At 65.4% G+C, this 24,737-nt stretch carries 18 protein-coding genes and 2 pseudogenes; 14 read left to right on the plus strand and 6 right to left on the minus strand.

Annotated features, from left to right (window positions below; translation table 11 throughout):
- The 4 genes and pseudogenes from ASC95_RS32030 to ASC95_RS20245 form a co-directional block, all read left to right on the plus strand.
- Positions 1–382: pseudogene (locus tag ASC95_RS32030) on the plus strand (xylose isomerase); the annotation flags it as partial.
- Between the two features lies 1 nt (position 383).
- Positions 384–1,042 (plus strand): annotated as a pseudogene (locus ASC95_RS31505) (xylose isomerase); the annotation flags it as partial.
- Positions 1,043–1,326: 284 nt separating this feature from the next.
- Positions 1,327–1,518, plus strand: coding sequence for a hypothetical protein (locus ASC95_RS30865; protein ID WP_157256429.1), 192 nt, complete (start codon positions 1,327–1,329; stop codon positions 1,516–1,518).
- 29 nt (positions 1,519–1,547) lie between these two features.
- On the plus strand, positions 1,548–3,194 hold the full coding sequence (locus ASC95_RS20245) for a DUF5597 domain-containing protein (RefSeq protein WP_057299532.1): 1,647 nt from the start codon (positions 1,548–1,550) through the stop codon (positions 3,192–3,194).
- A 36-nt stretch (positions 3,195–3,230) separates the two neighbouring features.
- Here the strand turns inward: ASC95_RS20245 and ASC95_RS20250 are convergent, their stop codons facing one another.
- The 5 genes from ASC95_RS20250 to ASC95_RS20270 all read right to left on the minus strand — a co-directional run bounded on the left by ASC95_RS20250 (position 3,231) and on the right by ASC95_RS20270 (position 13,189).
- On the minus strand, positions 3,231–4,706 hold the full coding sequence (locus tag ASC95_RS20250; protein WP_057299533.1) for a tryptophan halogenase family protein: 1,476 nt from the start codon (positions 4,704–4,706) through the stop codon (positions 3,231–3,233).
- Positions 4,707–4,736: 30 nt separating this feature from the next.
- Positions 4,737–6,209 (minus strand): tryptophan halogenase family protein, encoded by a 1,473-nt coding sequence (locus ASC95_RS20255; RefSeq protein WP_057299534.1) that lies wholly within the window; start codon positions 6,207–6,209, stop codon positions 4,737–4,739.
- Between the two features lie 46 nt (positions 6,210–6,255).
- Complete coding sequence (locus ASC95_RS20260; RefSeq protein WP_057299535.1) at positions 6,256–8,247, minus strand: alpha-L-arabinofuranosidase C-terminal domain-containing protein; 1,992 nt, start codon at positions 8,245–8,247, stop codon at positions 6,256–6,258.
- Positions 8,248–8,389: 142 nt separating this feature from the next.
- Positions 8,390–11,593 (minus strand): TonB-dependent receptor, encoded by a 3,204-nt coding sequence (locus ASC95_RS20265; RefSeq protein WP_057299536.1) that lies wholly within the window; start codon positions 11,591–11,593, stop codon positions 8,390–8,392.
- A gap of 213 nt (positions 11,594–11,806) precedes the next feature.
- Positions 11,807–13,189, minus strand: a complete 1,383-nt coding sequence (locus ASC95_RS20270; RefSeq protein ID WP_057299537.1) for a hypothetical protein — start codon at positions 13,187–13,189, stop codon at positions 11,807–11,809.
- A 250-nt stretch (positions 13,190–13,439) separates the two neighbouring features.
- On the opposite strand from ASC95_RS20270, the gene ASC95_RS20275 reads away from it, so the two are divergent.
- Positions 13,440–14,960: a tryptophan halogenase family protein gene (locus ASC95_RS20275; protein ID WP_057299538.1), complete on the plus strand. Its 1,521-nt coding sequence runs from the start codon at positions 13,440–13,442 to the stop codon at positions 14,958–14,960.
- 50 nt (positions 14,961–15,010) lie between these two features.
- On the opposite strand, the gene ASC95_RS20280 is transcribed toward ASC95_RS20275, so the two are convergent.
- Positions 15,011–16,099, minus strand: a complete 1,089-nt coding sequence (locus ASC95_RS20280; protein ID WP_082567975.1) for a LacI family DNA-binding transcriptional regulator — start codon at positions 16,097–16,099, stop codon at positions 15,011–15,013.
- A 602-nt stretch (positions 16,100–16,701) separates the two neighbouring features.
- On the opposite strand from ASC95_RS20280, the gene ASC95_RS20285 reads away from it, so the two are divergent.
- From ASC95_RS20285 to ASC95_RS20325, 9 genes are all read left to right on the plus strand, one after another.
- The gene (locus ASC95_RS20285) at positions 16,702–17,622 is read left to right on the plus strand and encodes a sigma-54-dependent Fis family transcriptional regulator (RefSeq protein ID WP_235537994.1); all 921 of its coding nucleotides are present in this window, start codon (positions 16,702–16,704) and stop codon (positions 17,620–17,622) included.
- A 161-nt stretch (positions 17,623–17,783) separates the two neighbouring features.
- Positions 17,784–18,095, plus strand: a complete 312-nt coding sequence (locus tag ASC95_RS20290) for a DUF3467 domain-containing protein (protein ID WP_057299541.1) — start codon at positions 17,784–17,786, stop codon at positions 18,093–18,095.
- 1 nt (position 18,096) lies between these two features.
- Complete coding sequence (locus ASC95_RS20295; protein ID WP_057299542.1) at positions 18,097–18,687, plus strand: DUF4255 domain-containing protein; 591 nt, start codon at positions 18,097–18,099, stop codon at positions 18,685–18,687.
- A complete protein-coding gene (locus ASC95_RS20300; protein WP_057299543.1) occupies positions 18,684–19,454 on the plus strand; it encodes a hypothetical protein in 771 nt (256 codons plus the stop codon). Before ASC95_RS20295 ends, ASC95_RS20300 begins: the two co-directional genes overlap by 4 nt.
- A gap of 16 nt (positions 19,455–19,470) precedes the next feature.
- The gene (locus tag ASC95_RS20305) at positions 19,471–21,339 is read left to right on the plus strand and encodes a phage tail sheath subtilisin-like domain-containing protein (RefSeq protein WP_057299544.1); all 1,869 of its coding nucleotides are present in this window, start codon (positions 19,471–19,473) and stop codon (positions 21,337–21,339) included.
- Positions 21,340–21,359: 20 nt separating this feature from the next.
- Complete coding sequence (locus ASC95_RS20310; RefSeq protein WP_056197049.1) at positions 21,360–21,803, plus strand: phage tail protein; 444 nt, start codon at positions 21,360–21,362, stop codon at positions 21,801–21,803.
- A gap of 13 nt (positions 21,804–21,816) precedes the next feature.
- Positions 21,817–23,310 (plus strand): hypothetical protein, encoded by a 1,494-nt coding sequence (locus ASC95_RS20315; protein ID WP_057299545.1) that lies wholly within the window; start codon positions 21,817–21,819, stop codon positions 23,308–23,310.
- Positions 23,307–23,786, plus strand: coding sequence for a phage tail protein (locus ASC95_RS20320; RefSeq protein ID WP_057299546.1), 480 nt, complete (start codon positions 23,307–23,309; stop codon positions 23,784–23,786). Before ASC95_RS20315 ends, ASC95_RS20320 begins: the two co-directional genes overlap by 4 nt.
- Positions 23,783–24,727 (plus strand): hypothetical protein, encoded by a 945-nt coding sequence (locus tag ASC95_RS20325; protein WP_057299547.1) that lies wholly within the window; start codon positions 23,783–23,785, stop codon positions 24,725–24,727. The genes ASC95_RS20320 and ASC95_RS20325 overlap by 4 nt, the downstream gene beginning before the upstream one ends.
- The last annotated feature ends 10 nt before the right edge of the window (positions 24,728–24,737 follow it).

Here is a 24,737-nt window from a genome sequence, read left to right on the forward strand (position 1 = left end):
CCATGACCGCGACGTCGCCCCGGAAGGCGCCACGCCGCGCGAGAGCCACGAGAACTTCCTGCGCATGGTCGACGTGCTCGGCGAGAAGCAGCAGGCCACGGGCTTGAAGCTGCTGTGGGGCACGGCCAATCTGTTCAGCCACCGCCGCTTCATGAGCGGTGCGGCCAGCAACCCCAACCCCGAGCTGTTCGCCATGGCCGCGCTGCAGGTGCGCGACGCGATGGACGCCACCAAGAAGCTCGGCGGCGAGAACTATGTGCTGTGGGGCGGCCGCGAGGGCTATGAGACGCTGTTGAACACGCGCCTGGGCCAGGAGCTGGACCAGCTCGGCCGCTTCCTGAACATGGTGGTGGAGTACAAGCACAAGATCGGCTTCAAGGGCNGAGACGCTGTTGAACACGCGCCTGGGCCAGGAGCTGGACCAGCTCGGCCGCTTCCTGAACATGGTGGTGGAGTACAAGCACAAGATCGGCTTCAAGGGCGCCATCCTCATCGAGCCCAAGCCGCGCGAGCCGTCCAAGCACCAGTACGACTTCGACACCGCCACCGTCTACGGCTTCCTGGTGCGCTACGGCCTGGAGAAGGAAGTCAAGGTCAACATCGAGGCCAACCACGCCACGCTGTCGGGCCACAGCTTCGAGCATGAGATCGCCACGGCCGGCGCCCTGGGCATCCTGGGCAGCCTGGACATGAACCGGGGTGATCCGCAGCTGGGCTGGGACACCGACCAGTTCCCCAACAACGTGCCGGAGACGGCGATCGCTCTGTACCACGTCATCCAGGCCGGCGGCCTGGGCTCGGGCGGGTTGAATTTCGACGCCAAGGTGCGCCGCCAGTCCATTGACGCCGAGGACCTGTTCCACGGTCACATCGGCGGCATGGACGTGTGCGCGCAGGCGCTGCTGATCGCCGAGAAGATGGTCAACGACGGGCGGCTGAAGGCTGCCGTGGACAGCCGCTACGCCGGCTGGGACGCGGCTGCCGGCCAGGACATCCTCAACGGCCGACGCTCGCTCAACGACCTGGCTGAGCAGGTGCTCATNCCACGGCCACATCGGCGGCATGGACGTGTGCGCGCAGGCGCTGCTGATCGCCGAGAAGATGATCAACGACGGACGGCTGAAAGCCGCCGTGGACAGCCGCTACGCCGGCTGGGACGCGGCTGCCGGCCAGGACATCCTCAACGGCCGACGCTCGCTCAACGACCTGGCTGAGCAGGTGCTCATTGCCAACACCGACGTGGCCCCCGTGTCCGGCCGCCAGGAGGTCTTCGAGAACCTGGTCAATCGCTTCTGTGGTTGAACCTCGCAAACCGGAGCCATCTCGATGACTTGCATCAGCCCGCATCTGACCGATTTCATTCGCGGCGTCGCGGCCTCCTGCCAGCAGCTCGGATTTGAAGAGCCCACGGAGTTGAATACCAGTTTCGCGGGCGGTCATTGCCGCCCAGGCGAACCGAAAACCGTCGTGACCACGCCGCCGCTCGTCGCATCGCCTGTCAGGGCGATGTCACTTTGAGCGCCCGCCCCGCTCCAAAACAGACCATGATGAAAAAGACTGTCCTCGTCGCTTCTCTGCTCGCCGCCATGCTGGCCCTGCCAGCCGGCGCTGCCGAGCTTCCTCGTCTGGTTCAGCGTGACGGGCACCATGCCTTGCTGGTGGACGGTAAGCCCTTCCTCATGCTCGGCGCCCAAGCGCACAACTCCAGCAACTACCCCCGCGCCCTCAGCAAGGTGTGGAACGCGGCCAAGGACGCACACACCAACACAGTGCTGATGCCCGTGGCCTGGGAGCAAGTCGAGCCTGAGGAAGGCCACTTCGACTTCAGCTTCGTCGACACCCTCGTCAAGGAGGCGCGTCAGAACAAGCAGCATCTCGTGCTGCTGTGGTTCGCAACCTGGAAGAACACCAGCGCCGCCTACACGCCCGCCTGGGTGAAGCTCAACCCGAAGCGCTTCCCGGCCATGCTGGACCGCGATGGCAAGCCGAGCTACTGCCTCAGCCCCTTCGGCGAGGAGACGCTCAGGGCCGACAAGCGCGCCTTCGTTGCGCTGATGACGCACCTGAAGAAGATCGACGCTGACAAGCACACCGTGCTGATGGTGCAGGTCGAGAACGAGGTTGGCACCTATGGCCTGGTGCGCGACTTCTCTCCCGTCGCGCAGGCCGCCTTCGAGCAGCCCGTGCCGGCCGCCGTGCTCGCCCGCCAGAAGCCGGTAGCGGCCGCTTCAGTCGCTACGTCAGGCACCTGGCGTGAGGTCTACGGCGACTATGCCGACGAGTACTTCCATGCCTGGGCCAAGGCCCGCTACATCGGCGACATCGCCAAAGCCGGGCGCGCCGTGTACGACCTGCCGATGTACGTCAACAACGCGCTGCGCGACGCGCTGGAACAACCACCCAAACCCTGGAAGAACAACTTCGCCAGCGGCGGACCGGGTTGGGACGTCATCGACATCTACAAGGCCGCCGCGCCCGCCATCGACATCGTCGCACCCGACATCTACACCTCGGGGTCCGAGGCGATCCTGGCCAATCTGCGACTCTTCCAGCGCAAGGACAACGCGCTGTGGATTCCCGAGATCGGCAATGCCGAGGGCTATGCGCGCTGGATCTACGCCGCCCTGGGTCGCGGTGCTCTCGGGGTAGCGCCCTTCGGCCTGGACTACTTCAACTACAGCAACTACCCGCTTGGCTCACCGCGCACCGACAAGGGCATGGCCGAGCCCTTCGCACGCGTCTTCGGCGCCTTCCAGCCGGTGCAGCGCCAGTGGGCGCAGTGGGCCTTCGAGGGCCGCACGCGCGGCGCTGCCGAGGGAGACGACCGTAAGCCGCAGACGCTGGAACTACCGGGCGGCTGGGTCGCCAAGCTCAACTACCGCCAATGGCAGTTCGGCGAGATCGCTATGGACAGCAACGAGAAGCGTCCGGCCGGCACAGAGCAGCCCGGCGGCGGCGTCGCCATTGCGCAGATCGCCGATGACGAGTTCCTTATCGTCGGCCAGCGCACCCGCGTTCGCATCGAGCCAGGCCCCGGCGTGAGCGGCTTCATGCTGCGCGCCGAGGAAGGCAGTTTCGACGACAAGGGCCGCTGGCAGATGGAGCGCGTCTGGAACGGCGACCAGGTGGACCACGGCCTGAACCTGACGCCAGAGCCCATCATGCTCAAGGTCAGAATGGCGCGCACGCGCTGAACGCTGACGCGGCATGAATGCCGCGTCAGCCTGGCCTCATCCCAGCATCTTTTGCAGGGTGAGATGGTGCAGCGGCATGCGCTCCACCGAGGCGGCGATCGCCTGCTGGCGGCTGCGCAGCGCTCGCCCTGCGCGCTCGCCCGGGATCTCTTCGCACACCGGATCGTGCCGCTCGGGCCAGTAGTCCATGCCGGCATAGATGGCCAGCCAGCTGGGTGCGTAGAAGGGGTCTTCGTCGTACTCGTGCAGCACGCCGAAGCGGCGCCACAGGTCCATCCTGAAGGTCAGCGTCTCAGGCAGTTCCATGGCCGCCACGTAGCGCCACAGTTCACTGTCACGGCGCCGGGTCAGGTGGTAATGCAGGATGATGAAGTCGCGCACTCGCGTGAAGCGCCGCATGACGAGTTCGTTGAACCGTGCGGGGTCCGACGCGTCGAGCGGGCGCCCGGCCGTCAGCGATGACATCAGCCGAAAGATGCCGTCCTGGATGAGAAAAATGCTGGTGGACTCCAGCGGCTCCAGGAAGCCCGCCGACAGGCCGATGGCCACGACGTTGTGCACCCAGAAGCGCTCGTGGTGGCCGGTGGTGAAGCGCAGCAGCCGCGGCTCGACCAGCGGCTTGCCGTCCAGCCGGGCCAGCAGTTGCTCGCGCGCGCGGTCCTCGTCGATGAAGCGGCTGGAAAAGACATGGCCATGGCCGGTACGGTTCTGCAATGGGATGCGCCAGGCCCAGCCCCCCTCCAGCGCCGTGGCTTGCGTGTAGGGCGTGAGTTCCTCGCCGGTGCGCTCGCAGGGGCAGGCCCAGGCGCGGTCCACGGGCAACCAGTGGCTGAAGTCGACGAAGGGCTCGCTCAGCGCACCGCCCAGCAGCAGCGAGCGAAAGCCCGAGCAGTCGACGAATAGATCGCCCTCGATGCGGCGGCCGTCGTCCAACTGCAAGGCGGCCACGCCGCCATCGGGGCGGCGCAGCACCTCGACAATCCGCCCCTGCGTGTGCCGTGCGCCGCGCTGCATGGCCAGCTTGCGCAGGAGGGCGCCGTACTGGATGGCATCGAAGTGGTAGGCGTATTTGAATTCCTCGCGCCCGTCTTCCTGCAGGCCAAAGCGGCCATTCATCGCCATCACCGTCGGCAGGCACTGCAGGCCCAGAGGCTCCGTCTGCCCCATGCGGCGGTGCTGGGCCCACAAGGTCTGCGCCCCGGTCAGATTGCCGAACTCGCCGAAGGTGTGGAAGTAGTCCTTGCCAGGCTCCAGCCAATCGCGGAAACGTGCGCCCAGCTTGTAGGCGCCGTTCGTTGCCCGCAGGAAATCGCGTTCGTCGATGCCGATGAGCTGGTTGTAATCGCGGATAGAGGGAAAGGTCGCTTCGCCGACACCGACGATGCCGATCTCTTCGGACTCGACGACCTCCACGATGGCACGTCCCTTCAACCCGGTGACCAGGGCCGCCGCCGTCATCCAGCCGGCGCTGCCGCCGCCCACGACGACGATGCGATCAAACTTCTGCGACATGGCAGACATCCTTCAGTGCATGAACACGGATCAACCCAGCACCTGCTTCAGCATGCGATGGTGCTGGGGCATGCGCTCCACCGAGGCGGCGATGGCGGCGCGGCGACGGCTCAGCACAAGCGCCGCGCGCTCGGCTGGGACCTCGGCGAACACCGGGTCGTCGCGTTCCGGCCAGTGGTCCATGCCGGCATGAATGGCCAGCCAGCTGGTCGCGTCGAAGCTCTCTTCGTCCTGCATGTGCAGCACGCCGCACTCGCGCCACAGCGCCAGCTTGTAGGCCAGCGTCTCGGGCAGCTCCATCGTCGCCACATGGCGCCACAGTTCGCTGTCGCGGCGGCGGGTCAGACAGTAGTGCAGGATGATGAAATCGCGGATGCGCGAGAAGCGGCGCGCGGAGCCGTCGTTGACAAGGGCCAGCTCGTCCTCGTGCAAAGGCCTGCCGGCCATGAGTGCCGTCATCAGCCGGTCGATGCCATCCTGGATGAGGTAGATGCTGGTCGACTCCAGCGGCTCCAGGAAGCCCGCTGACAGGCCGATGGCCACGACGTTGTGCACCCAGAAGCGCTCGCGGTGTCCCGTGGTGAAGCGCAGCAGCCGCGGCTCGACCAGCGGCTTGCCGTCTAGCCGGGCCAGCAGTTGCTCGCGCGCGCGGTCCTCGTCGATGAAGCGGCTGGAAAAGACGTGGCCATGGCCGGTGCGGTTCTGCAATGGGATGCGCCAGGCCCAGCCCGCCTCCAGCGCCGTGGCCTGGGTGTAGGGGGTGAGTTCCTCGCCGGTGCGCTCGCAGGGGCAGGCCCAGGCACGATCCACCGGCAACCAGTGGCTGAAGTCGACGAAGGGCTCACCCAGCGCACCGCCCAGCAGCAGCGAGCGAAAACCCGAGCAGTCAACGAACAGATCGCCCTCGATGCGGCGGCCGTCGTCCAGCTGCAATGCGGCCACCCCGCCATCGGGGCGGCGCAGCACCTCGACGATGCGCCCCTGCGTGTGCCGCGCGCCGCGCTGCATGGCCAGCTTGCGCAGGAAGGCGCCGTACTGGATGGCATCGAAGTGATAGGCGTACTTGAAATGCGCCTGCTCCTGGGGCAACACAAAGCGGCCCTTCATCGCCATCACCGTCGGCAAACACTGCACGCCCAGCGGCAGGCCCTTTTCCAGGCGCCGGTGCTGGGGCCAGAGCGTCTGCGACCCGAACAGGTTGCCGAAATGCCCGAAGGTGTGGAAGTAGTCGTGCCCCTGCGCCAGCCAATCGCAGAAGCGGATGCCCAGCTTGTAGGTGCCTTGGGTGGCGCGAAGGAACTCGGCCTCGTCGATGCCCACGCGCCGGTTGTAGTCGCGGATGGAGGGGAAGGTGGCTTCGCCGACGCCGATGATGCCGATGTCCTCCGACTCGACCACCTCCACGCCGGCGCGCCCCTTCAGCCCGGTGGCCAGGGCCGTGGCCGTCATCCAGCCGGCGCTGCCGCCGCCCACGACGACGATGCGGTCAAACTTTTGCGACATGGGAATGCTCCGGATCGTCAACGGGGGTGGGCATCACGGCGAGACGTCACTGCGCATCGAACTCGAGCACGGCCACCGAGTACGCCGGCAAGGTGATCACGAAGTCGCGCGAGATGCCCTTGAACTCGCTGGCCTTGGGGACGACGCGCGTGGGTTCGTCCAGCGAATTGCCGGCATCGGGATCGGCCGAACTGAGCACGGTCAGCGTGCCGCTGTGCGCCACCTTGCCAACGCCGCTGAGCAGTACCCGCACGGGCTGCTCGGTTGCGGCGCGGCTGGCGAATTTGATCTGGATGCGGCCGCCCTTGCCTGCGGCATCCTTGCGTGTGACGACCCAGTGCAACGACGGGAAGCTCTTGTTGTCCGTCGTCGTCCATTGCGGAATGGCGCTGCCCGTCGATTCCAGCACCACGTCGCCGCGGTGCTCGGAGAACAGCTTTTGCACGTAGTAGGTGGGCGTGCCATAAGCCCGCAGTGCGTCGTAGCCGATCATGTTGGTGGCCCACTGCAGCGAGCGTTCACGGCTGTGGCCGGTCACCTGGCTGAGGTTGGCCAGCAGCGGCGCATAGGCCGCCATCGCCACCACGTCGGCATTGCGCTCCAGGCTGGTGAGGTAGGCGGCGTCGGCCACGGCGGCCTTCATCGTGGGCATGGGCCAGCCCTGGTGCGTAGCCCATTCGCCCACGAAGACCTTGGACTCGCTGCGCGGCCGCTTGTCGTAGTCGTTCAGGTGCTCGTACATCTGCGCCTCGCCCCAGGCATAGGTGTGCTCGTCCACCATGTCGGGCCGCTGCGAGGGTGTAGCGCTCGGGGCCATCGTCGAGATCAGCTGCAGCTGCGGGTACTTGGCCCTGATGGCCTTGTGGAAGATGGCAAAGCGCTTGTCGTAGGAGCCCGACTTGTCAAAGAAGTCTTCGTTGCCAATCTCGACGTAGCGCAGCGGGAATGGGTCCGGGTGACCGTCCTTGGCGCGCTGCGCGCCCCAGGTGGTGTTGGCGTCACCAATGATGTATTCGATTTGGTCCAGTGCCTCCTGCACATAGGGCGCGAGGTCCTCGGCTGAAGACAGGCGTTCGCCGCCCAGTGCATAGCCGGCGAAGATGTTGAGCAGCGGCTCCATCTGCAGGTCCTCGCACCACAGCAGGAACTCCAGCATGCCCATGCCATCGGTGGACCAATAGTTCCAGGGGCTGCGGTGGCCGGGGCGCTGGGCCGGGTCGCCGATGGTCTTCTTCCACTCGAAACGCTGGGCGATGGTGTCGCCCTCGACGTAGTTGCCGCCGGGGAAACGCAGGAACTTGGGGCGCAGCGCGCCCATCATCTCCATCAGGTCGGGGCGCAGGCCGTTGGGGCGGTTCTTGTAGGTCGGCCCGAACATCGACACCTGCTGCAGCCACAGCTTGCCGGGCCGCGCCGCCGTGAGAGTGAAGACGTTGTCCCTGGACACCGCCACCCCGTCATCGGTGCGCAGCGTCAACTCGAACTTCTTCCAAACGGCGCCGACGCCCTGCACGCTGCCTGACACGATGGCCGCGCCGCTGGCCTTGGCCAGCGAAACAGTGAGCGGGCCGACATCGCCTTCGGCCTTGGCATAGAACGAGACCTTGTAGGTGGTGTCGGGCTTGACGGCGATACCCCAGTAGCCCGGGTTGCGCAGGCCGGCGGGCTGCTGCGCCGTGGCGCTCTTGATCGTCAGCGCCAGGCTCAGGTCCAGCGCATCGTTGAGTTTCTGCTTCTTGTCGAGCTCGATCTGCGCCGCGCCGATGGGGCTCCAGTACACCGGCTCCTCCGCCTGGTAGGCATAGCCGGCCTCGCCCTTGAAGCTGCGGTTGCGGATCAGCTCACCGTAGAGGCCGCCCTCGTAGGCGAAGTTGATCTCCTCGGTCATCAGACCGTACAAGTCGGGGTTGATGCGGGCCTTGACGCGGTCGGCCGCAATGGTGATCGTGGGCGTGGCCGCTGAAGGCTGCGCGGGCGTGGCGTTGGCGCATACGGCCAGCATCAGCAGACCGAGCGTGGATGGAAAGCGGATTTGCATGCAATGAGAAGAGGCGGCGGCGCCCTTGTGAGAAGAGTTCTTGAACAGGAGCAGATTCGCTCTCCTGATGGCAAAGCGGCCGGATGCGAGGGCACGCCCTTGCATCCGGCCTCAATGAGCCGGGGCCTGGGCCCCAGCGCAATCAGAACGAGTAGTTGCCGCTGAGGTAGTAGCTGCGGCCCGGAAACCTCCAGCGCGTGCCCATCTCACCAGAGGCCTGCTGCAGGGTCTCGCGCACCATCACCTTGTTGAGGTTGGAAACACTGAGCCCCATGCCGAACTTGTCGGTGAAGCTGTAGCTCAGGCCGCCGTCCCACTGTCCGTAGGCTTCCTGCCACTTCGGAATGCCGAACCACGTGTCGGTCTTGCCCACACGCGCCGGGTCGGAACTGCTGCCGTTGCCGCCGGTGTAGATGCCCAGCATCACGCGACTGTTCCAGTTGTACGCCAGACGCGCCGAGAAACGGCCCCTGTCGTAGCGCAGCGCAAAGTTGGCGGCGTGCTTAGTCACACCCTCCATCGGCAGCTTGCTGTAGGGCTGGCCATTCGTGTCGCAGCCGTAGGACTTCATTGCCGAGTTGGTGATAGACGACTCGGCGGGGCAATACGCCAATTGGGCATCACGGTAGAAGTGCTGGGCGCTGTCAACGTAGCTGTAGTTGGCCGACACGCCAAAACCCTTCACCCAATCGGGCAGCTTGTCCTTCAGGAAATCAAAGTGGTCAAGGTAGCTTGAGGCTGAGATTTCAAAACCGGCAGCCTCGGCCTTGGCCATGTTGGCGGGGCCGCTGATCGTGAAGATCTGCGGCGTGCCAGCCGCAGTGTTGAACGTGCGCGTGTAAGCAGAGTCATAGACGAGGTCCTTCACCTTCTTGTAGAAGACCCCGCCAGTGAGCGACTGGCCGTCTTTCGGATACCACTCCAGCGTCACGTCGAAGCTGTCAGCCGTCAGGGGCTTCAGCTTGGCGTTGCCGGAGTTTTTACCCGTGTAGGTGACCTGGTGGTTGGTGGTGTCGATCTTTTGTTCAAGGGTGATCGACTCCTGCATCTGCCTGAAGTCTGGCCTGTAGATGCTCCGCGCCATTGCGATGCGCCCTTGCAGGCGGTCGGTGAAACTGGCCTTCAGGTTGAGGGAAGGAAGCCAGTCGACGTGGCTGGCTGCCACATCCAGCGGCTGGGTGAACTTGTCGAACACCGGGACATCAGGCGGCGTGGTTGTGCTGTAGGAAGGATCGAAATTGATGTTGCCGTGGGAGACGGCTGAAACATAAGCGGCACGGACACCGATATTGCCTTCCACCGGAATCTTCCACTCGTCGAAGCCGAAGCGCAGATTGGTATAGATGGCATGCGTCGTCAGATTGGCCTTGCCAATCCGGTTGCCGTTCAGGCTTTGGCCATAGACCAGCGTGCCGTCGAAGGGCTTGCCGTAATTGGTGTTGCAGTCCTTGGTCGCCTGGACAGGGTCTGAATTTCCAAGCCCGTTCTTCACGCCGTCCAGACATTGCTGCAGCCGCACGTCTGTCATCAGCTTGTTGTAGGCGTTCGGATAATCCCTCATCAGGTCGTAGGTCGGGAACACCACGCTAGGCAAGTTGCCAAACTTGCCATTATTGATATTGGCGAAGCTGAACACCTCCGTCGGGTATTGATACTTAGGATCACTCAGATAAGCAAAATTGCCGCCCCGTTGCCAGGTCGCCTGGTCAGAGGGCTTGGGCACCTGACCAGGCGTGTGCGTTTGCCCGACGTTCCAAGGCTCGGCAATCGACTGCCAGCCGCCGCTGCTGGGATCCGTCAGGAACGTCGCCTGCTCACGGTACGAATTGCGATAACTGCTGCGCCAGCCCACGCGGACGTCGCGTAGCACCGGGTCATCAAACTTGAACTTCACGTCCAGCTTCGCGGCATACAGGTTAGAGTCGCCCTTCAGCCGCGTGGGTTGAATCAGGTTCCAGTAGTAATTGGCCGAATTGGCCAGGAAGTCCTGGGTTTTCTGGTCGTAACTGAATTGCACCGGATCGCCGCCATGGACGGCGATATCCATGCTGGGCATGAAGGTGGCCAACTGCACTTCGTGACCATTGGTCTCGAACTTTGAATTCACCCACTGCAGGTCGGTCTGGATACCCAGGCGATCGTTGACGGCCCATTTGAAGTTCCAAGCCAGCTCACCCGTCTGCGAATGGTGCTCGTTGAACGACCGACTGGTACCCATGGGGATGCCGCCATCGACGAAGTTGTTGGCGCCCTTGCCGGCGAAGTTGTAGTCGACCGAGCCGTCCGGATTGGTTCCCGTGCGGAATGGATAGCTGTAGTGGCCCGATACCACGGCGCCGTTTTCGTCGACCACCGCGTTGTCCACCTTCACATGGTAGATACTCGTCGCGAGGTTGCCGTCATAGCCCGTATACATGTTCGAGCCGGTATCCCGGTCCAGGCCCTTGGACAGGAAATAGCTCACGGACGACTGCTTGTCGTTCTTCTTCCACTGCAGCGCGCCGTAGAAGCCGTTGCGCTTGGAATCGCCCACATTGACCCCCCAGGAGGCGCCTCCGGGAATGTAGACGGTCTTATTCGGAACGATGTCCGTGCGTGGATAGTAGGGATTGAGACTCAGCGACTCCGACTCGTAGGTTGACTGGTTTCTGGCCAGATCGACAACCACGCCCCAGCGCCCAAAGTCGTTGTCCCATGAGGTGGCATACAGCCCCGAAACCTGCGGCGAGAACTTGCCGGTGCTTTCAATATAGCTGCTGCCAAACGAGACGCGGCGCGTGGTGCCGCTGCCGTAATCAAAAGGCAGGCCGGTGCGCAGGTTCACAATACCGCTGACTGCGCCTTCAATCTGCTCGGCCGATGGGTTCTTGTAGGTATCCACGCCGACCATCAGCTCGGGGGTCACCGCCCCCCAGCTCAGATCCTTGCCCGGCCAGCCCGCCGAGAAAATTTCCCGGCCATTAAGGTTGGACAAACCCCAACCCAGGCCGCGAATGCGAATGCCGGAGCCCTCTTCCGAGAAATGCGACGCATCGTTGTTGATCGTCCGCTGGCGTTGAACCGTCACGCCGACCACGCGCTGCAGCACCTCGGTGATCGACCGGTCTGGCAGTTTGCCAGCTTCATCGGCGACAACGGAATCTACGATTTCGTCTGCGTTGCGCTTGATTTCCTGCGCGGTCTGCAGCGCCCTGCGCTGGCCGGTGATGACCACGGTGTCGAGCGTTGCGGGCGCGGCGGGCGCAGCAGGTGCAGTCGCCTGCGCAAAAGCGGCCCCACCCGCACCCAGGAGGGCCAACTGGACCACGCCGCGATAGATTGCGGTGGTTCGGAACTGGTTTTTCATGGAAGTCTCCGTTTTCCTTAGATATCTCTGGCGGAGCAGCCTGATGTCGGCGCTACCGCTGGTTTTGGCAACACATGCCTTGGCGTCAAAAGTCGTGTGAGCGTCTGCTGGAGGCGAGTTGCCGCACATGCTTCAAGCCGGCAACCGCCATCGCGACCGAAGTGAGTCGCCTTGTTAAGCAGAACAATCACGCCTCGCAGGACGCTGGCAGGGTTACTGGATCAATATGGGCCCCTTGATCGTCACGTCGGTGACCGCAAAACCGTTTGCCCTCTTGTCCCAATTGGGATCCAGCACCCAGAAATGCGTTCGGACAATGCCGGACGATTTGAGAAGGGTGGTCGCCGATGCCCGCGCGGCGGCGTAGGCAGGTTTGTCCAATGCCGCTCGATACGCTGCCAACTTGTCATCGCCACCCCATGGCGTCGGTACGTTGCGGACATCGCCTTCGGATATCTTCGCAACGCCAAGCCCGCAGTCATCAGTAACCGCAAAATCACTGAGGCCGATGAAATAACTTTGCAATCCAGCCGCCATGGGCCAGAGCTGAGCACGGAGCTGGACATTGCAGCCGCCGCCGTTGCTCTTGCCCAGATCAATACCCACGAGCACGGGTTTTCCGGCCAGGTACAGCTCAAGATTCACGCCCAGCGTGAATCCCAACACCGTTTCGGTAGTTACCTGAAGCCCGCCCGTGGTGTCGCCACCCCAATTCAAGCCCGTGATCCCGGGCGTGAAAATGTCGATCTTGTTTTCGCCGGTCCACCACCCCGACAACTTCGATTCGGGAACGTGGAGCGCAGACGTCATGCCCGAGCCATCGGCGGAGACCGTCCGATAGCACCAGTCGCCGTTGCTCGAATCGCACGATTGCCAGCCCATGGTGTTTTGCCAGGGAATGGCCGCGACAGCGCCACCTTGCTTGGTGCGCATGGACGTCGACGAGCCCTTGCCCGCAGATTCCGGCGTAAAGCCATCCGCCACGATCAGCGGATCCACGGCAACGTAGCTCTGCGTCTTCAGCGCTGAATAGTCCGCGTCTCCCGGCTGGGTGGCCTCTACGAGGCACGCTCCCTTTTGCTTCAGTTGCAGGGTGGTGCCAGTGATGGCGCAGGTCTGCGGCGTACTGGTTGTGTACGTCATGGGCAGACCGGAGTCAGCAGTCGCAGGGAGTTGAGCGGATGTCGTCTGCGCACTGACCACATAGGCCGGCAAAGTCACAGCCTGGGGATGCTTCAGCACATTGAACACCTGAGCGGTCTCGTCGGCAGCCGCCCACTGCCTGCCATCTGCTGATTTACCCCCCGGCTGATTCGCGTAGACAAGGCACTCGCCCACTTTCACGAGGGTGACTTCGTCGCCAGAGACGGTGCAGACCTCCGGAGTCCCCGCCTTGAAGGCCACGGGCAGGCCCGAAGATGCCGTCGCCTTGAGCTTTACGGGGCCCGCTTTCAAGGTGCCGCCGCCTGGATAGTCAAAGCTGATGCTCTGAATGAGCCCGCCGGTGCCCCCGCCGCCTCCGCCGCATGCCGCAAGCGACATGCATGTCGCCAACAACGTCAATTTGAACCCGTGCCCACCGCGATCCTGTTTCACATTGGTCTCCTAGCTTTTGCGTATTTATCGATAAATTCATTAATCGCCTGACCGATTGAATCGGTAAGACCGGCGACCCTCGTCAGCGCCACGGTGGCGCCCCGCGCAGCAGCTATCGGTGCAGCACCGCCGATTGCAGGAAGTGCATGTGACAGAGGGTACGTGCTCTAATGTAATTTAACCCTCAATCACGCTCCACCTAGGGCAAACGAGGTGGTCTGACCAAATCAACACAAATGGAGTCTCTTTTTTGCGAAACGGCAACCTGCGCAAGATCGTGATCGTTGGAGGCGGTACCGCCGGCTGGATCACGGCCGCGCCCCTCGCACGCATGCTGTGTGGACAGGCAGAGGCCGGCCAGCACTGCCAAGTCACCCTGATCGAATCGTCCGAGATCGGCACAGTCGGTGTCGGCGAGGCCACGTTGCCTACCATCAGGTTCTACAACCAGATGTTGGGCATTGGCGAAGACGATTTCGTCCGCAAGACGCAGGCAAGCTTCAAGCTCGGTATCGAATTCCGCCACTGGGGCCGCCTCGGCAACCGCTTCTTCCATGGCTTTGGTGACTTCGGTCCGGCCATCCACAACCGACCGCTGTGGGCCTACTGGCTGCGCATGCGCGCTCAAGAGCCCACCCTGCCCTCCTACGAGGAGTGGTCGACCGCCACGATGATGGCTGCAGGCATGCGATTCACGACACCGCAGCCGGGTGAGCAGTCGCCCGCCAACGCCTTCAACTACGCCTACCACTTCGATGCCTCGTTGTATGGCGCCTATCTGCGCGAATACGCGCTGGGCCATGGCGCGCAGCGCATTGAGGGCACCATCGTGCGGGTGGAGACCTCGCCTGAAAACGGCTTCGTCGACGCTTTGCATCTGAGCGACGGCCGCCGCATCGAAGGTGATCTCTTCATCGACTGCTCCGGCTTTCGCGCGCTTCTGATCGACGGTGCCATGAACTCGCCCTACGAGGACTGGAGCCACTGGCTGCCCTGCGACCGGGCGCTGGCCGTTCCCTGCAAGCGCATGGATCCGATGACGCCCTACACCACGTCGACGGCACAGTCCGCCGGCTGGCAATGGCGAATTCCCCTGCAGCACCGCACTGGCAACGGTCTTGTGTATTGCAGCAGCTACCTTGATGACGACGCGGCGGCCAACGTGCTTCTCGGCAGCCTGGACGGCGAGCCGCTCGACCAACCGCGTCAGCAGCGTTTCACGACGGGTCGCCGCAAACAGGCTTGGGTGAAGAACGTCGTGGCCATCGGCCTGTCCTCCGGCTTCCTGGAGCCGCTGGAGTCCACCAGCATCCAGTTGATCATGGACGGCGTCAGCCGGCTAACCGCCCTGCTGCCGGATCGAAGCTTTCAGCCTGCTCTGGCTGCCGAATTCAACCGCCAGATGGCCTACCGCTACGAATCGGTCCGCGACTTCATCATCCTGCACTACAAGCTCGGTGAACGCGACGACAGCGAGTTCTGGCGCTACTGCTCAAACATGAGCATCCCGGATGATCTGGCGCATCAGATCACGCTGTTCCGGCAGACGGGCCGCGTGGCCATCCTGGAGCCCGAAGGTTTCGAGGAGCCATCCTGGGCCTCGATCCTGCTCGGGCTCAGCGTGGTGCCTCAGCGTCTCGACCCTTATCTCGACCTGGTGGACCCCAACCTCGTGCGGCGGCATTTGATGGGTGTGCATGATTCGATCAGCCGAACGGTGCGGTCCATGCCAACCCATGCCTCGTTTCTCGCGGAGATGGGCAGGCGCTGAAGACGCAATCGGGCATGCCGTGCATGCCAAGGTTCTCGGTCTGTCCCGCCTCAGGCGATCAACAGGTCACTTCGGCGCGGTCCCGCCAGCGTGGACCGATCGATGAGTTCCGTGGGCAACACTTCTTCTTCCACGCCTGTGTATGAGCCGCCGATGCGGCGCGCATCAATGAGCTTGAGCAGGGCCTGTACTGCGAGCCGACCCAGCTTGCCCAGTGGCTGCGCCATTGTGGAGAGCCGCGCGGCCCGCGCATAAAGCGTGTTGTCAAAGCCGACGATGGAGACATCCTCAGGAACGCGCAGTCCGCGCGCCTGCAATCTCTCGATGCAGCCCAGCGCGATCGCGTCGCTGGCCGCAAAGATGGCTTCGGGCAGGCGCTTGCCTCGGTGCAACTGCAGCCAGTCCTCGAGAGCACCGCTGCCGCCCGCCGCTGTGTAGGCGCCGCGAACGGCATGGTCAGGCGGCAACTCAATCCCGGCCTCCCGAAAGGCACGCTCATAGCCTTGCAGCCGCAGGTCGGCGCCCACGGAGCCCTCGGGCCCACCCACGTGCAAGATGCGACGGTGGCCCAACTGCAGCAAATGGCTCACGGCCAGAAACGCGCCCCCCTCGTCATCGGATCGAAAGTTCGGCACCCCAGGTACTTGGTAGTTGGGATGCACCGCCACAACGGGGGCGTGCTCTGGCAGCCACTCGCTGGCAGGCGCGTCGATGATGGGTGCAAGCAATATCAGACCGTCGACGCGGCCGTCGCAATACATCCGTACCTGGTGGTACGCGTCTTGCCAGCTTCCGACGTTGAACACGGTCACGTTCTGACCCCGTGACGCCGCTTCCTGAGAAATGCCGTTGAAGACTTCCAGGAAGTACAGGTTGGGCTCGTCGCCAGCCAGGATACCGACCAGACCTAACGTGTTCATCCGCCGGTCTGCAAGGCCGCGGGCCGTCTGATTGGGCCGATAGTTCAACTTCTGCGCCGCAGCGAGGACCCGCTCCCGGGTCTCGCCAGAGATGCGCGTTGAGGTTGTCGGAGCATTGAGTACAGCCGAGGCGGCCATCGCCGACACGCCGGCCTCTCGTCCAACATCCGCCAGCGTCGCCGCACGTCGTACGCGGCCCGAAGTTGGTGTGTCAGACATAAATCAAAGTAAAAGTGGATCGTCGTTGCTCCGGTATGCAGGGTTCCGCCCAATGGCAATTCAGACTTGGCGGTTGGCAACGGTTCATTTCGACGAGCGCCAAACAGGCCATGGAAGATTGCTATGCATAAGTTCGCACATTTAACGGGCAATCATATCAAAGGGCTACTAGGCAAAAAGTGGCTTCGCAATGTACGGCGGCCGCGCTTTGCGATGCCGTAGGTTGCAGGCGCGATCTCGGCTGGCCTATCCCTCTGGATGACAAAAGGTTCTGTGCAAACCCGCGGGACGACAAAAGAATCAACGTCACCTGGGACGGAAACCGTTTGTCATCCCTAGTTTTATTTTCAAATAAAAACATAGACTTAGCGTGTCATGCATGGAAAAGGAATGTCCATCCCACTCGGTTAAGGATGACCTTGCTGGGTTGAAGCCGTACAAACTGCTCCGCTGCACAAGCCCGGATCCGCAAGCCACTGCAGCATCGCCAGGCGGCTGCAGCTTAGGAAGGCCCAACCATGACTCCAGCAAGCGTGCCAAAGCAGTTGCCTGCTCGGGCGTCAGCAACCGACCGCCGGCCGGTGCAGCAGCCCAAGGACGCCTTGGCCGGCATCGTCGGCCCAAGCGCCTCGCTCAGCGCATTGCGGATGCGGCTCCCGATGCTGGCGCGATCGCAGTGCAGCGTGCTGGTCACCGGCGAAACGGGCACGGGCAAGGACTGCGTCGCCCGCGCCCTGCATGAACTTGGCGACAGGCGCGCCGGGCCCATGGTCAGCATCAACTGCGCTGCGCTGCCGGACACGCTGCTCGACAGCGAACTCTTCGGCTACGAGCGCGGCGCCTTCACCGGCGCCCATGCGGCGTATCCCGGCAAGATTTCGCTGGCAAGCGGCGGCACGCTCTTCCTCGACGAGATCGGCGACATGCCGCTGCATGCCCAGGCCAAGCTGCTGCGCGTGCTCGAGACGCGCGAGGTGTTTCCCATCGGCGCGCTACGCAGCCGCCACGTGGACGTGCGCATCGTCGCGGCGACGCATTGCGCACTGGAACAGGCGGTGCGCGGAGGTCTATTCCGAGCGGACCTGTTCTATCGGCTCAACGTGGCCCGCGTCGAGTTGCTGCCACTCAGGCAGCGGCCTGAAGATGTGGCGCCTTTGTTCGAGCATTTCGCGAGTCAACTGGATGACGGCAGCGGCGCCGGCCCAGTGCGCGTGACCGCTCCGGCGATGGTGCTGATGCAGCAGCACGGCTGGCCGGGTAATGCCCGCGAACTACGCAACCTGGTTGAGGCCGCAGGGCTGGTGTTCGACGGCCGGCCACTGGAGCCCGATGAACTGCCACTGTCCGGCGCGACGTCGTTGATCAACGATGAGTCGAGCCGCGTGATCGAAGCCCTCGAGCGTTGCGAATGGAACCGCACTCGCGCAGCCGAGATGCTGCATTGGTCCCGCATGACCCTGTATCGCAAGATGAAGCAGTTCCACATTGCGCCGGAGCCGGTCCGCAATGCACGTGCGCCGTAACACGCCGCTGTGACACCGCAAGTGCTTGATCCGCTGAGGTTTTCGTAGCGCAACGTCACATCGCTCATGTGACATCGTTCACGGCCGAACACGCAACTCCTTGATTCATAAGGGGCGGCGGCCACCGCCGAGCATGGCACGCCACTTGCGCAATACAGCGCATGAAGTCGCCAACCGACGTTCGACGTGACTGGGCCGCCGAGGGTTGCCCGGTCGCCGCCTCATCGGCCGGCTATCACTATGCCAACCAGTTCGAGGTCGGCTTCAGTCGCAGCGAAGTGCTGTTGCGCATGGCCCAGGCCTATGAGGGCGAGGCGCTGACGCACGGCATGCCGACCCGCGTGGTCATGACACCGTCCTATGCCATGGCCCTGCTGCAATTGCTGTCCGAAGCCATGCAGCGCTACGAGGCGGAGTACGGTCCGGTGGTCCCGGTCGGCAACGGCATCGTGGCGCAGGACTCCACGTTCTGACATGGCCAACGAATCCGCCCTCCTGTCCCTGGCCGAGTCGCTGGCCCGAAGGCTGGACAACGCCTGGACGCCCGAGCTGCGCGCGCGGCATGGCGACATGAGCTTCCAGGCCATCGGCAGCGGTGGGCTGCTGGCGGACCTCAACGTGCAGGGCGCGGTGCTGTCGGTCTGGCCCTATCGCGTCACCGTCAACGAGCAGATGCGCAATCTGAGTGCGAGCGATGCACGCCGCACACCGGGCTTGTCCAACCGCCCTCTTTCGCTGGACGTGCACCTGCTGCTGTCCATCTGGTCGGCCAACGCCGCGCTGGAGCTGGCCGCGTTTGCCTGGGTGCTGCGCGAGCTGCACCGCGAGCCCATCCTTGATGCGTCGACGCTGTCCAGCAACGGCGGCTGGTCGGCCGAGGAGGTCGTCCAGCTGATCCCCGCCGAGATCACGGTGGAAGACATGATGCGCATCTGGGACGCCATCACGCCCAGCTATCGGCTGAGCGCGCCCTATGTGGCCCGCATCGTGCAGCTCGACGTCGAGGCTCCAGACGCTTTGCCGGTCGTGGCGCGGCGCTTCGACTATGGGGGCGTGCCCGCATGAGTGCGGTCTTCCACGGCATCGAGGCGGACGTGCGCCGCGTCTGGGGCGCGTTGCGCTTCATCGACGCCATGTCGGGCCACACCATCGACAGCCCGTTGCGCGTCGACCTGCCGGGCGCCCGGCTGCAGCGCAACCGCAGTGGCTTTTTCGTCGTCACGGCGCTGGACGATGCTGCCAACCTCGAAACCCGGCGCGACTACGAAAACGCCTTCGATCCCATCCCGGCCGCCCCGGCGCTTTTCCTGCCCGGCACGGTGAGCGACCCGGCCGGCCGCTATCTGCCGCGTCGTTTCACGTTGGCATTGCCCCGTTCGCCACTCCCGGCCGCGCCGAGTGAAACGGCTCCGCTGTTCGAAGCCGCCACCATCATCCTTGACCCCACTACCGCCACCGCCCTCCTCCCCACCTGGGCCGCGCTGCGCCTGAGCGTGCGGCGCGCTGGCGCCCCCGCGGCGCAGGCGGCCATCCGCGTGCACCGCACCGGCAGCGAGGCTGTCCTTGGCCGCGGCCTGACGGATGCGCGCGGCGAAGCCCTGGTGGCCGTCGTCGGCGTCGCGCAGGTCACGCCCGGCGCCGAGGAACTGGTCGTCGAGACCGAGATCGCCGTCGACATCGTCGTCAGCGCCGACACCACCCTGCCGCCCGGCGCTCTTGTCGACCCCGACCTGCTGGCCGCACGCCCCCTGGGCGCCGGCCTCTCCCGGCTGATCGTGCCGCGCAACCTCGCCAGCGGCCGCATCGAAGTGATGACCCTGACGCTCCCCTGATTGAAGGAGGCAAACCATGCCCGAATACCTCGCCCCAGGCGTGTACGTGGAAGAAACCAGCTTTCGTGCCAAGTCCATCGAAGGCGTGGGCACCAGCACCACGGCATTCGCCGGCCCGACGCGCAAGGGCCCCATCGCCACGGCCGAGCTGTTGCCCGAGATCCTGACCAGCTTCGCCGACTTCGAGCGCATCTACGGCGGCACGGCCAATCTCGACCTGCAGGCCGACGCGATCAACTTCCTGGCGCATGCCGTGCGGGCCTATTTCAACGAGGGCGGTTCGCGGCTCTATGTGGCGCGCGTGTTCCTGGCGCGCGGCGCCAACGACTCCGGCCTCGCGAGTACCGCTGACCTGCGTCCGGCCGCCGTCTTGCCCGCCGTACTGCCGGCCGAGGACGACACCAACCGCATCCGCTTCGTCGCGCGCTTCCCTGGCGCCAGCGGCAACGGCGCAGTGCCCACCCGTGAGCAGCCCCAGCTGCGCGGCATCCAGACGCGCGAAATCATCGCGCCGGCCCCGCAGCGCGTGCTGGACAGCACGCCCATCGGTTCGCTGGCCCGCAGCGGTGTGGCCGCGCCTCACAGCTACTTCGTCAAGCGCGCCGATGGCTGGCATGCGCTCACCGACGCCGGCGATGGTGCCGTCACCGCACCCGACGCTGCCGCCCAGGCCGCCATCGCCGCCGCCGGCAACCAGGTCCAGCGCGACGCCGCGGCAGCCCTGCTCGCCTCCGTCTCGCTGATCACGCTGGCCGTCATTGCGACCGATGCCGATGGCGGCAGCCTGGCCATCGACGACCTCGGCTACGACCGCGGCCACCCACGCTGGCTCGGCACCGTGATGCCGCCGCAACCCAACCGCCGCGTCGACCAGATCGAGAACCTCTACGCCGCCAACCTCGGCAGCGCCGTCAACGCCTTCCAACTGCTCGCCGCCCTGTTCCCGACGGCCGCCAACGCCACCGGCCGCCGCGGCTCCTTCGCGCTGACCGGCGGCAACGACGGCGCCGAGCCCATGGACGCCAGCTACATCGGCGCCTTCGCCGCCCTGGCCAAACTCGACGACATCGCCATCGTCGCTGCCCCCGGCTCCAGCGCCTATGCCGCGCGCGACGCCATCCGCAACTCGCTGATCACCCACGCCGAAGGCCGGCGCATGTACCGCATCGCCGTGCTCGACACCAACACCGGCCTCAACGCCGGTGCCGCGCGCGAAGCCCGCGCCACCATCGACAGCAAATACGCCGCGATGTACTACCCCTGGGTCGTCATCGCCAACCCCAATGCGCGACCCGGGCGCGACGACATCCCGCGCGAGATCGCGCTGCCGCCTTCGGGTTTCGTCTGCGGCATCTACGCGCGCAACGACATCGAGCGCGGTGTCTTCAAGGCACCCGCCAACGAGATCGTGCGCGGCGCGCTGCGCTTCGAGCGCGACGTCAGCTTCGGCGAGCAGGAGGTGCTGAACCCGATCGGCGTCAACTGCCTGCGCTACTTCCCGGGCCGCGGCTATCGCGTCTGGGGCGCCCGCACGGCCAGCAGCGACCCCGAATGGAAATACGTCAATGTGCGGCGTTACTTCAACTACCTGGAAGCCTCCATCGACCGCAGCACCCAGTGGGCCGTGTTCGAGCCCAACGGCGAGCGCCTGTGGGCCAACATCCGCGAAACCATTGCGCAGTTCCTCTACAACGAATGGCGCAATGGCGCCCTGCTGGGCGGCAAGGCCGAGGAGGCCTATTTCGTGCGCTGTGACCGCTCGACGATGACGCAGAACGACCTGGACAACGGCCGCCTGGTCTGCCAGATCGGCGTGGCGGCACTCAAGCCCGCCGAGTTCGTGATCTTCCGCATCGGCCAGAAGACCGCCGACTCGCGTGATTGACCAGCAGCAGGAGCACTTCCATGGCACGCAAAGTCCCCTACGGCGCCTTCAACTTCCTCGTCAACTTCGACGGCGCGGAAGCCTTCGGCGGCTTCTCCGACGTCTCCGGCCTCGGCTCCGAAATCACCGTGGCCGAGTACCGCTACGGCAACGACGCGGAGAACCATGTGCGCAAGATCCCCGGCGTCCACAAGGTCGGCGACGTCACGCTCAAGCGCGGCATCATCAGCTCCAAGTCGCTGTGGGACTGGGTCAAGGAGACCCGCACCACCGGCGTCAATGCGCAGAAGAACATCTCCATCACCCTGCTCGACGAGGCCCGCAACCCGGTGCAGGTCTGGCTGCTGCGCAACGCCATCCCGCTCAAGTACACCGGCCCGACGCTGGCCGCCAAGGGCGGCGGCGACGTCGCCATGGAAGAGCTGGTGCTGTCGTCCGAAGGCCTGGAGATCGAGGCCGCGTGAGCGGGCCGCTTCCATGTACGGACTGAGCTTCGAGTCGACCCGCCCTGTCGAGCGCCCGCATCCGGCCCGCGCCGACATCGCGCTGTTCGTGGGCTGGACGACGCGCCGCGCCGGCGTGGCGCTGCCGCGGACGGTGTCGGACTGGCTCAACGCCAGGGGCTTCAAGGACGCCGCCGTGCGCGAGACCCTGCTCGGCATGCCGGCGCCCATCGACACCTGGGACGCCTTCGACAGCCTGTTCGACTGGCATGCCCGCGCCGTGCAGGGCCGCAGCGAACTCGCCGACGACTGGCTGGGCCTGGCGGTGCGCGACTTCTTCGCCAACGGCGGGCGCAAGGCCTATGTGCTCTGCCTGGGTCTGCCTTGGCCGCTGGGCTCGACACCCGCCGTGACGCTGTTCGACGCGCTGGATGTCGCCATGCAGCAGACCTGGACGCTGGAGGACGTCAGCTTCGTGCTGGCGCCCGACCTGCCCGAGCTGCACGCGAATCTGAACCAGCCTCCCATCCCCGGCGACCCAGGCGTGGCTGCCGTCGTGCCCGAAGTCTTTGTCGAATGCGGCACGCCCACCTTCGCCACGCCGCCCACAAACGGCGTGCGGCAACTTGCGGCGCCGCGGCTGTCCGACGCGGCCTTCGAACTCTGGAACAGCAATGTGCTGAGGCTGCGCAACACGCTCGCGCGACAGCGCCGCGACGTCATGCTGCTCGTCGCCATGCCTCTGGCTGCGCGCGACACCCGGGCGGCGCGCCAGCTCAGCGACGCCCTCACGCTGCAGACCAGCATGGTGGAGTGCGCCACACCCTGGCTGCTGCCGCTGCGCGAGGTGCGCACGCCCGAAGGCCTGATCCCACCCGACGGCGCGCTGGCCGGCCTGATCGCCGCCTCCGTGCTCGCCCATGGCCCGGTGCGGCCGGCAGCAGGCCAGGCGCCCCTGGGCGTGCTGGCCGTCGTGCCGCAACCGCGCGATGAAGAGCTGCGCTCGCCGCCGCGCGGGAAGTTCGCCGGCTATCTGTCCCGGCTCGACAGCCGCCGTATAGGCTGGCCGCTGGCCGAGACCTTTGCTCTTTTCGGCCCCACGGCCAACGGCATCCGCCTGCTCAGCGACCCGTCGCTGAGCGCCGTGCGCGAATGGCGCAGTGCCGGCGTCGTGCGCCTGCTCGGCCAGTTGCTGCGTACGGCCCGCATGGTCGGCGCGACCCTGGTCTTCGAGACCTCCGGCGAAGCGCTCTGGGCGCGGGTGCGCAGCCGCTTCGAAGACATGCTGGCCAGCTACTGGCAGGCCGGCGCCCTGCGGGGCAGCACTGCGACCGAAGCCTTCACCGTGCGCTGCGACCGCAGCGTGATGACCCAAAGCGACCTGGACGCCGGTCGCGTCATCGTGCTGGTGCAGTTCGCGCCGCAAGCCGCCATCGAGCACATCCGCATCGAGCTGGCCCTGGCCGAGGACGGCAGCGTCAACTGGCAGGACGCCGAACCCCTCGCCCACACCGCGGAGGCCGCATGAGCGCTGATGCACGTGGTGCCCCGATCGGCGTCTTCAATTTCCATGTGTCGTTCAGCCGCGACCCGGTGGACGGCAGCGGTGGCGATGACGCCACGCTCTGCCAGGGCGCCTTCAGCGAGCTGACCGGACTGGAGGCCACCATGGAGCCGCGCAGCATCCGCGAAGGCGGCCGTAACTGGGGCAGCGTGCAGCGCCCCGGCGGCGTCAACTTCGCCACCGTCGTGCTCAAGCGCGGTATTACCCGCTCGCGCGACCTCTGGCAGTGGTTCGAGCTGCTGGGCCAGGGGGGCTATGTGAACCGCCTCAAGGCCGAAATCGAGATCCGCAGCACGACCGGCGAACGCGTCATGGGCTGGACCCTGCGCCGCGCCATGCCCATCAAGTTCAAGGCCGCCGACCTCAATGCGCGCGGCACCGACGTGGGCGTAGAAGAGCTGCACATCGTCCACGAAGGCCTGGAGCACTCGACATCATGACCGCACCGAATGTGGTGAAGGCCAAGATCGTCCTGCAGCGCAATGGCCAGGACATCGACACCGTCGAGGTGCACTTCAACCCGGTGTCGCTGCAGGTCGAGATCACCAATTCCACCAGCCCGCAAAGCGGCAGCGGCAGCACCACGCAGACGGCCACGCAGTCCAGCGCCAAGCTCGGCCTGGACCTGCTGTTCGACACCACCCACACCGGCGAGGACGTGCGCACCATCACCCGCCGCCTGCGCGCCGCCGTGCGTTCGCCGGATGCCGCCGGCACGCAGAGCGCCGAGTCCAGCGCCGCCTTCACACCGCCCACGCTGCGCTTCGAGTGGGGCACCTTCACCTTCACCGGCATCTCGGACAGCTACCGCGAGACCCTGGACTTCTTCTCACCCGAGGGCGTGCCGCTGCGCTCCAGCGTCGCCCTGGCGCTGAAGGAGCAGCCCAACGAGTTCAGCGCCCTAGAGCGCGACAACCCGGCGGCCGCCAACGCATCGCGCGCCCGCAGCAGCGCCTTCGAGGTAGCGGGCGGGCTGGGTGGCGCGGCCGGCATCGCGGGCCTGGGTGGCGACCTGCGCGCCGCCCGCGCCATCGCCAGCATGAATGGCGAGGCCAGCCTGCGCTTCTCGGCGGGCGCGACGCTTGCGGTGGGCGCCAAGGTCGAGCTCAAAGCCGCGGTGTCATTCGCCGGTGGTGCAGGTGTGAGCATCGGTGCCGGCGTGGGTGCAGGAATCGGCGCGGGTGCCGGCATTGGCCTCTCCGCCTCCGCGCCGACGCTGCGTTTCGACGCCGGTCGCCTCGCCCCGCCACCAGCGGCCCAGCAACTCGCCACCGACGTCGGCGCCGGCTTCAGCATCGACGGCCGCGCCCTGCCCGCCGGCGCGGCCGGCCTGCGCGCCAATGTCGGCCAGGCCCCGCGCGCCTTGCGCTTCGACGACTGAAAAGGAGCAC

The sequence above is a fragment of the Pelomonas sp. Root1217 genome (assembly GCF_001425705.1).
Lineage (GTDB): Bacteria > Pseudomonadota > Gammaproteobacteria > Burkholderiales > Burkholderiaceae_C > Pelomonas.

Excerpts from the sequence above, each read along its gene's own strand:
- ASC95_RS30865 (WP_157256429.1), top strand. The coding sequence starts at position 1,327 with ATGACTTGCATCAGCCCGCATCTGACCGATTTCATTCGCGGCGTCGCG.
- ASC95_RS20245 (WP_057299532.1), top strand. The coding sequence starts at position 1,548 with ATGAAAAAGACTGTCCTCGTCGCTTCTCTGCTCGCCGCCATGCTGGCC.
- ASC95_RS20250 (WP_057299533.1), bottom strand. The coding sequence starts at position 4,706 with ATGTCGCAGAAGTTTGATCGCATCGTCGTCGTGGGCGGCGGCAGCGCC.
- ASC95_RS20255 (WP_057299534.1), bottom strand. The coding sequence starts at position 6,209 with ATGTCGCAAAAGTTTGACCGCATCGTCGTCGTGGGCGGCGGCAGCGCC.
- ASC95_RS20260 (WP_057299535.1), bottom strand. The coding sequence starts at position 8,247 with ATGCAAATCCGCTTTCCATCCACGCTCGGTCTGCTGATGCTGGCCGTA.
- ASC95_RS20265 (WP_057299536.1), bottom strand. The coding sequence starts at position 11,593 with ATGAAAAACCAGTTCCGAACCACCGCAATCTATCGCGGCGTGGTCCAG.
- ASC95_RS20280 (WP_082567975.1), bottom strand. The coding sequence starts at position 16,099 with ATGTCTGACACACCAACTTCGGGCCGCGTACGACGTGCGGCGACGCTG.
- ASC95_RS20290 (WP_057299541.1), top strand. The coding sequence starts at position 17,784 with ATGAAGTCGCCAACCGACGTTCGACGTGACTGGGCCGCCGAGGGTTGC.
- ASC95_RS20295 (WP_057299542.1), top strand. The coding sequence starts at position 18,097 with ATGGCCAACGAATCCGCCCTCCTGTCCCTGGCCGAGTCGCTGGCCCGA.
- ASC95_RS20300 (WP_057299543.1), top strand. The coding sequence starts at position 18,684 with ATGAGTGCGGTCTTCCACGGCATCGAGGCGGACGTGCGCCGCGTCTGG.
- ASC95_RS20305 (WP_057299544.1), top strand. The coding sequence starts at position 19,471 with ATGCCCGAATACCTCGCCCCAGGCGTGTACGTGGAAGAAACCAGCTTT.
- ASC95_RS20310 (WP_056197049.1), top strand. The coding sequence starts at position 21,360 with ATGGCACGCAAAGTCCCCTACGGCGCCTTCAACTTCCTCGTCAACTTC.
- ASC95_RS20315 (WP_057299545.1), top strand. The coding sequence starts at position 21,817 with ATGTACGGACTGAGCTTCGAGTCGACCCGCCCTGTCGAGCGCCCGCAT.
- ASC95_RS20320 (WP_057299546.1), top strand. The coding sequence starts at position 23,307 with ATGAGCGCTGATGCACGTGGTGCCCCGATCGGCGTCTTCAATTTCCAT.
- ASC95_RS20325 (WP_057299547.1), top strand. The coding sequence starts at position 23,783 with ATGACCGCACCGAATGTGGTGAAGGCCAAGATCGTCCTGCAGCGCAAT.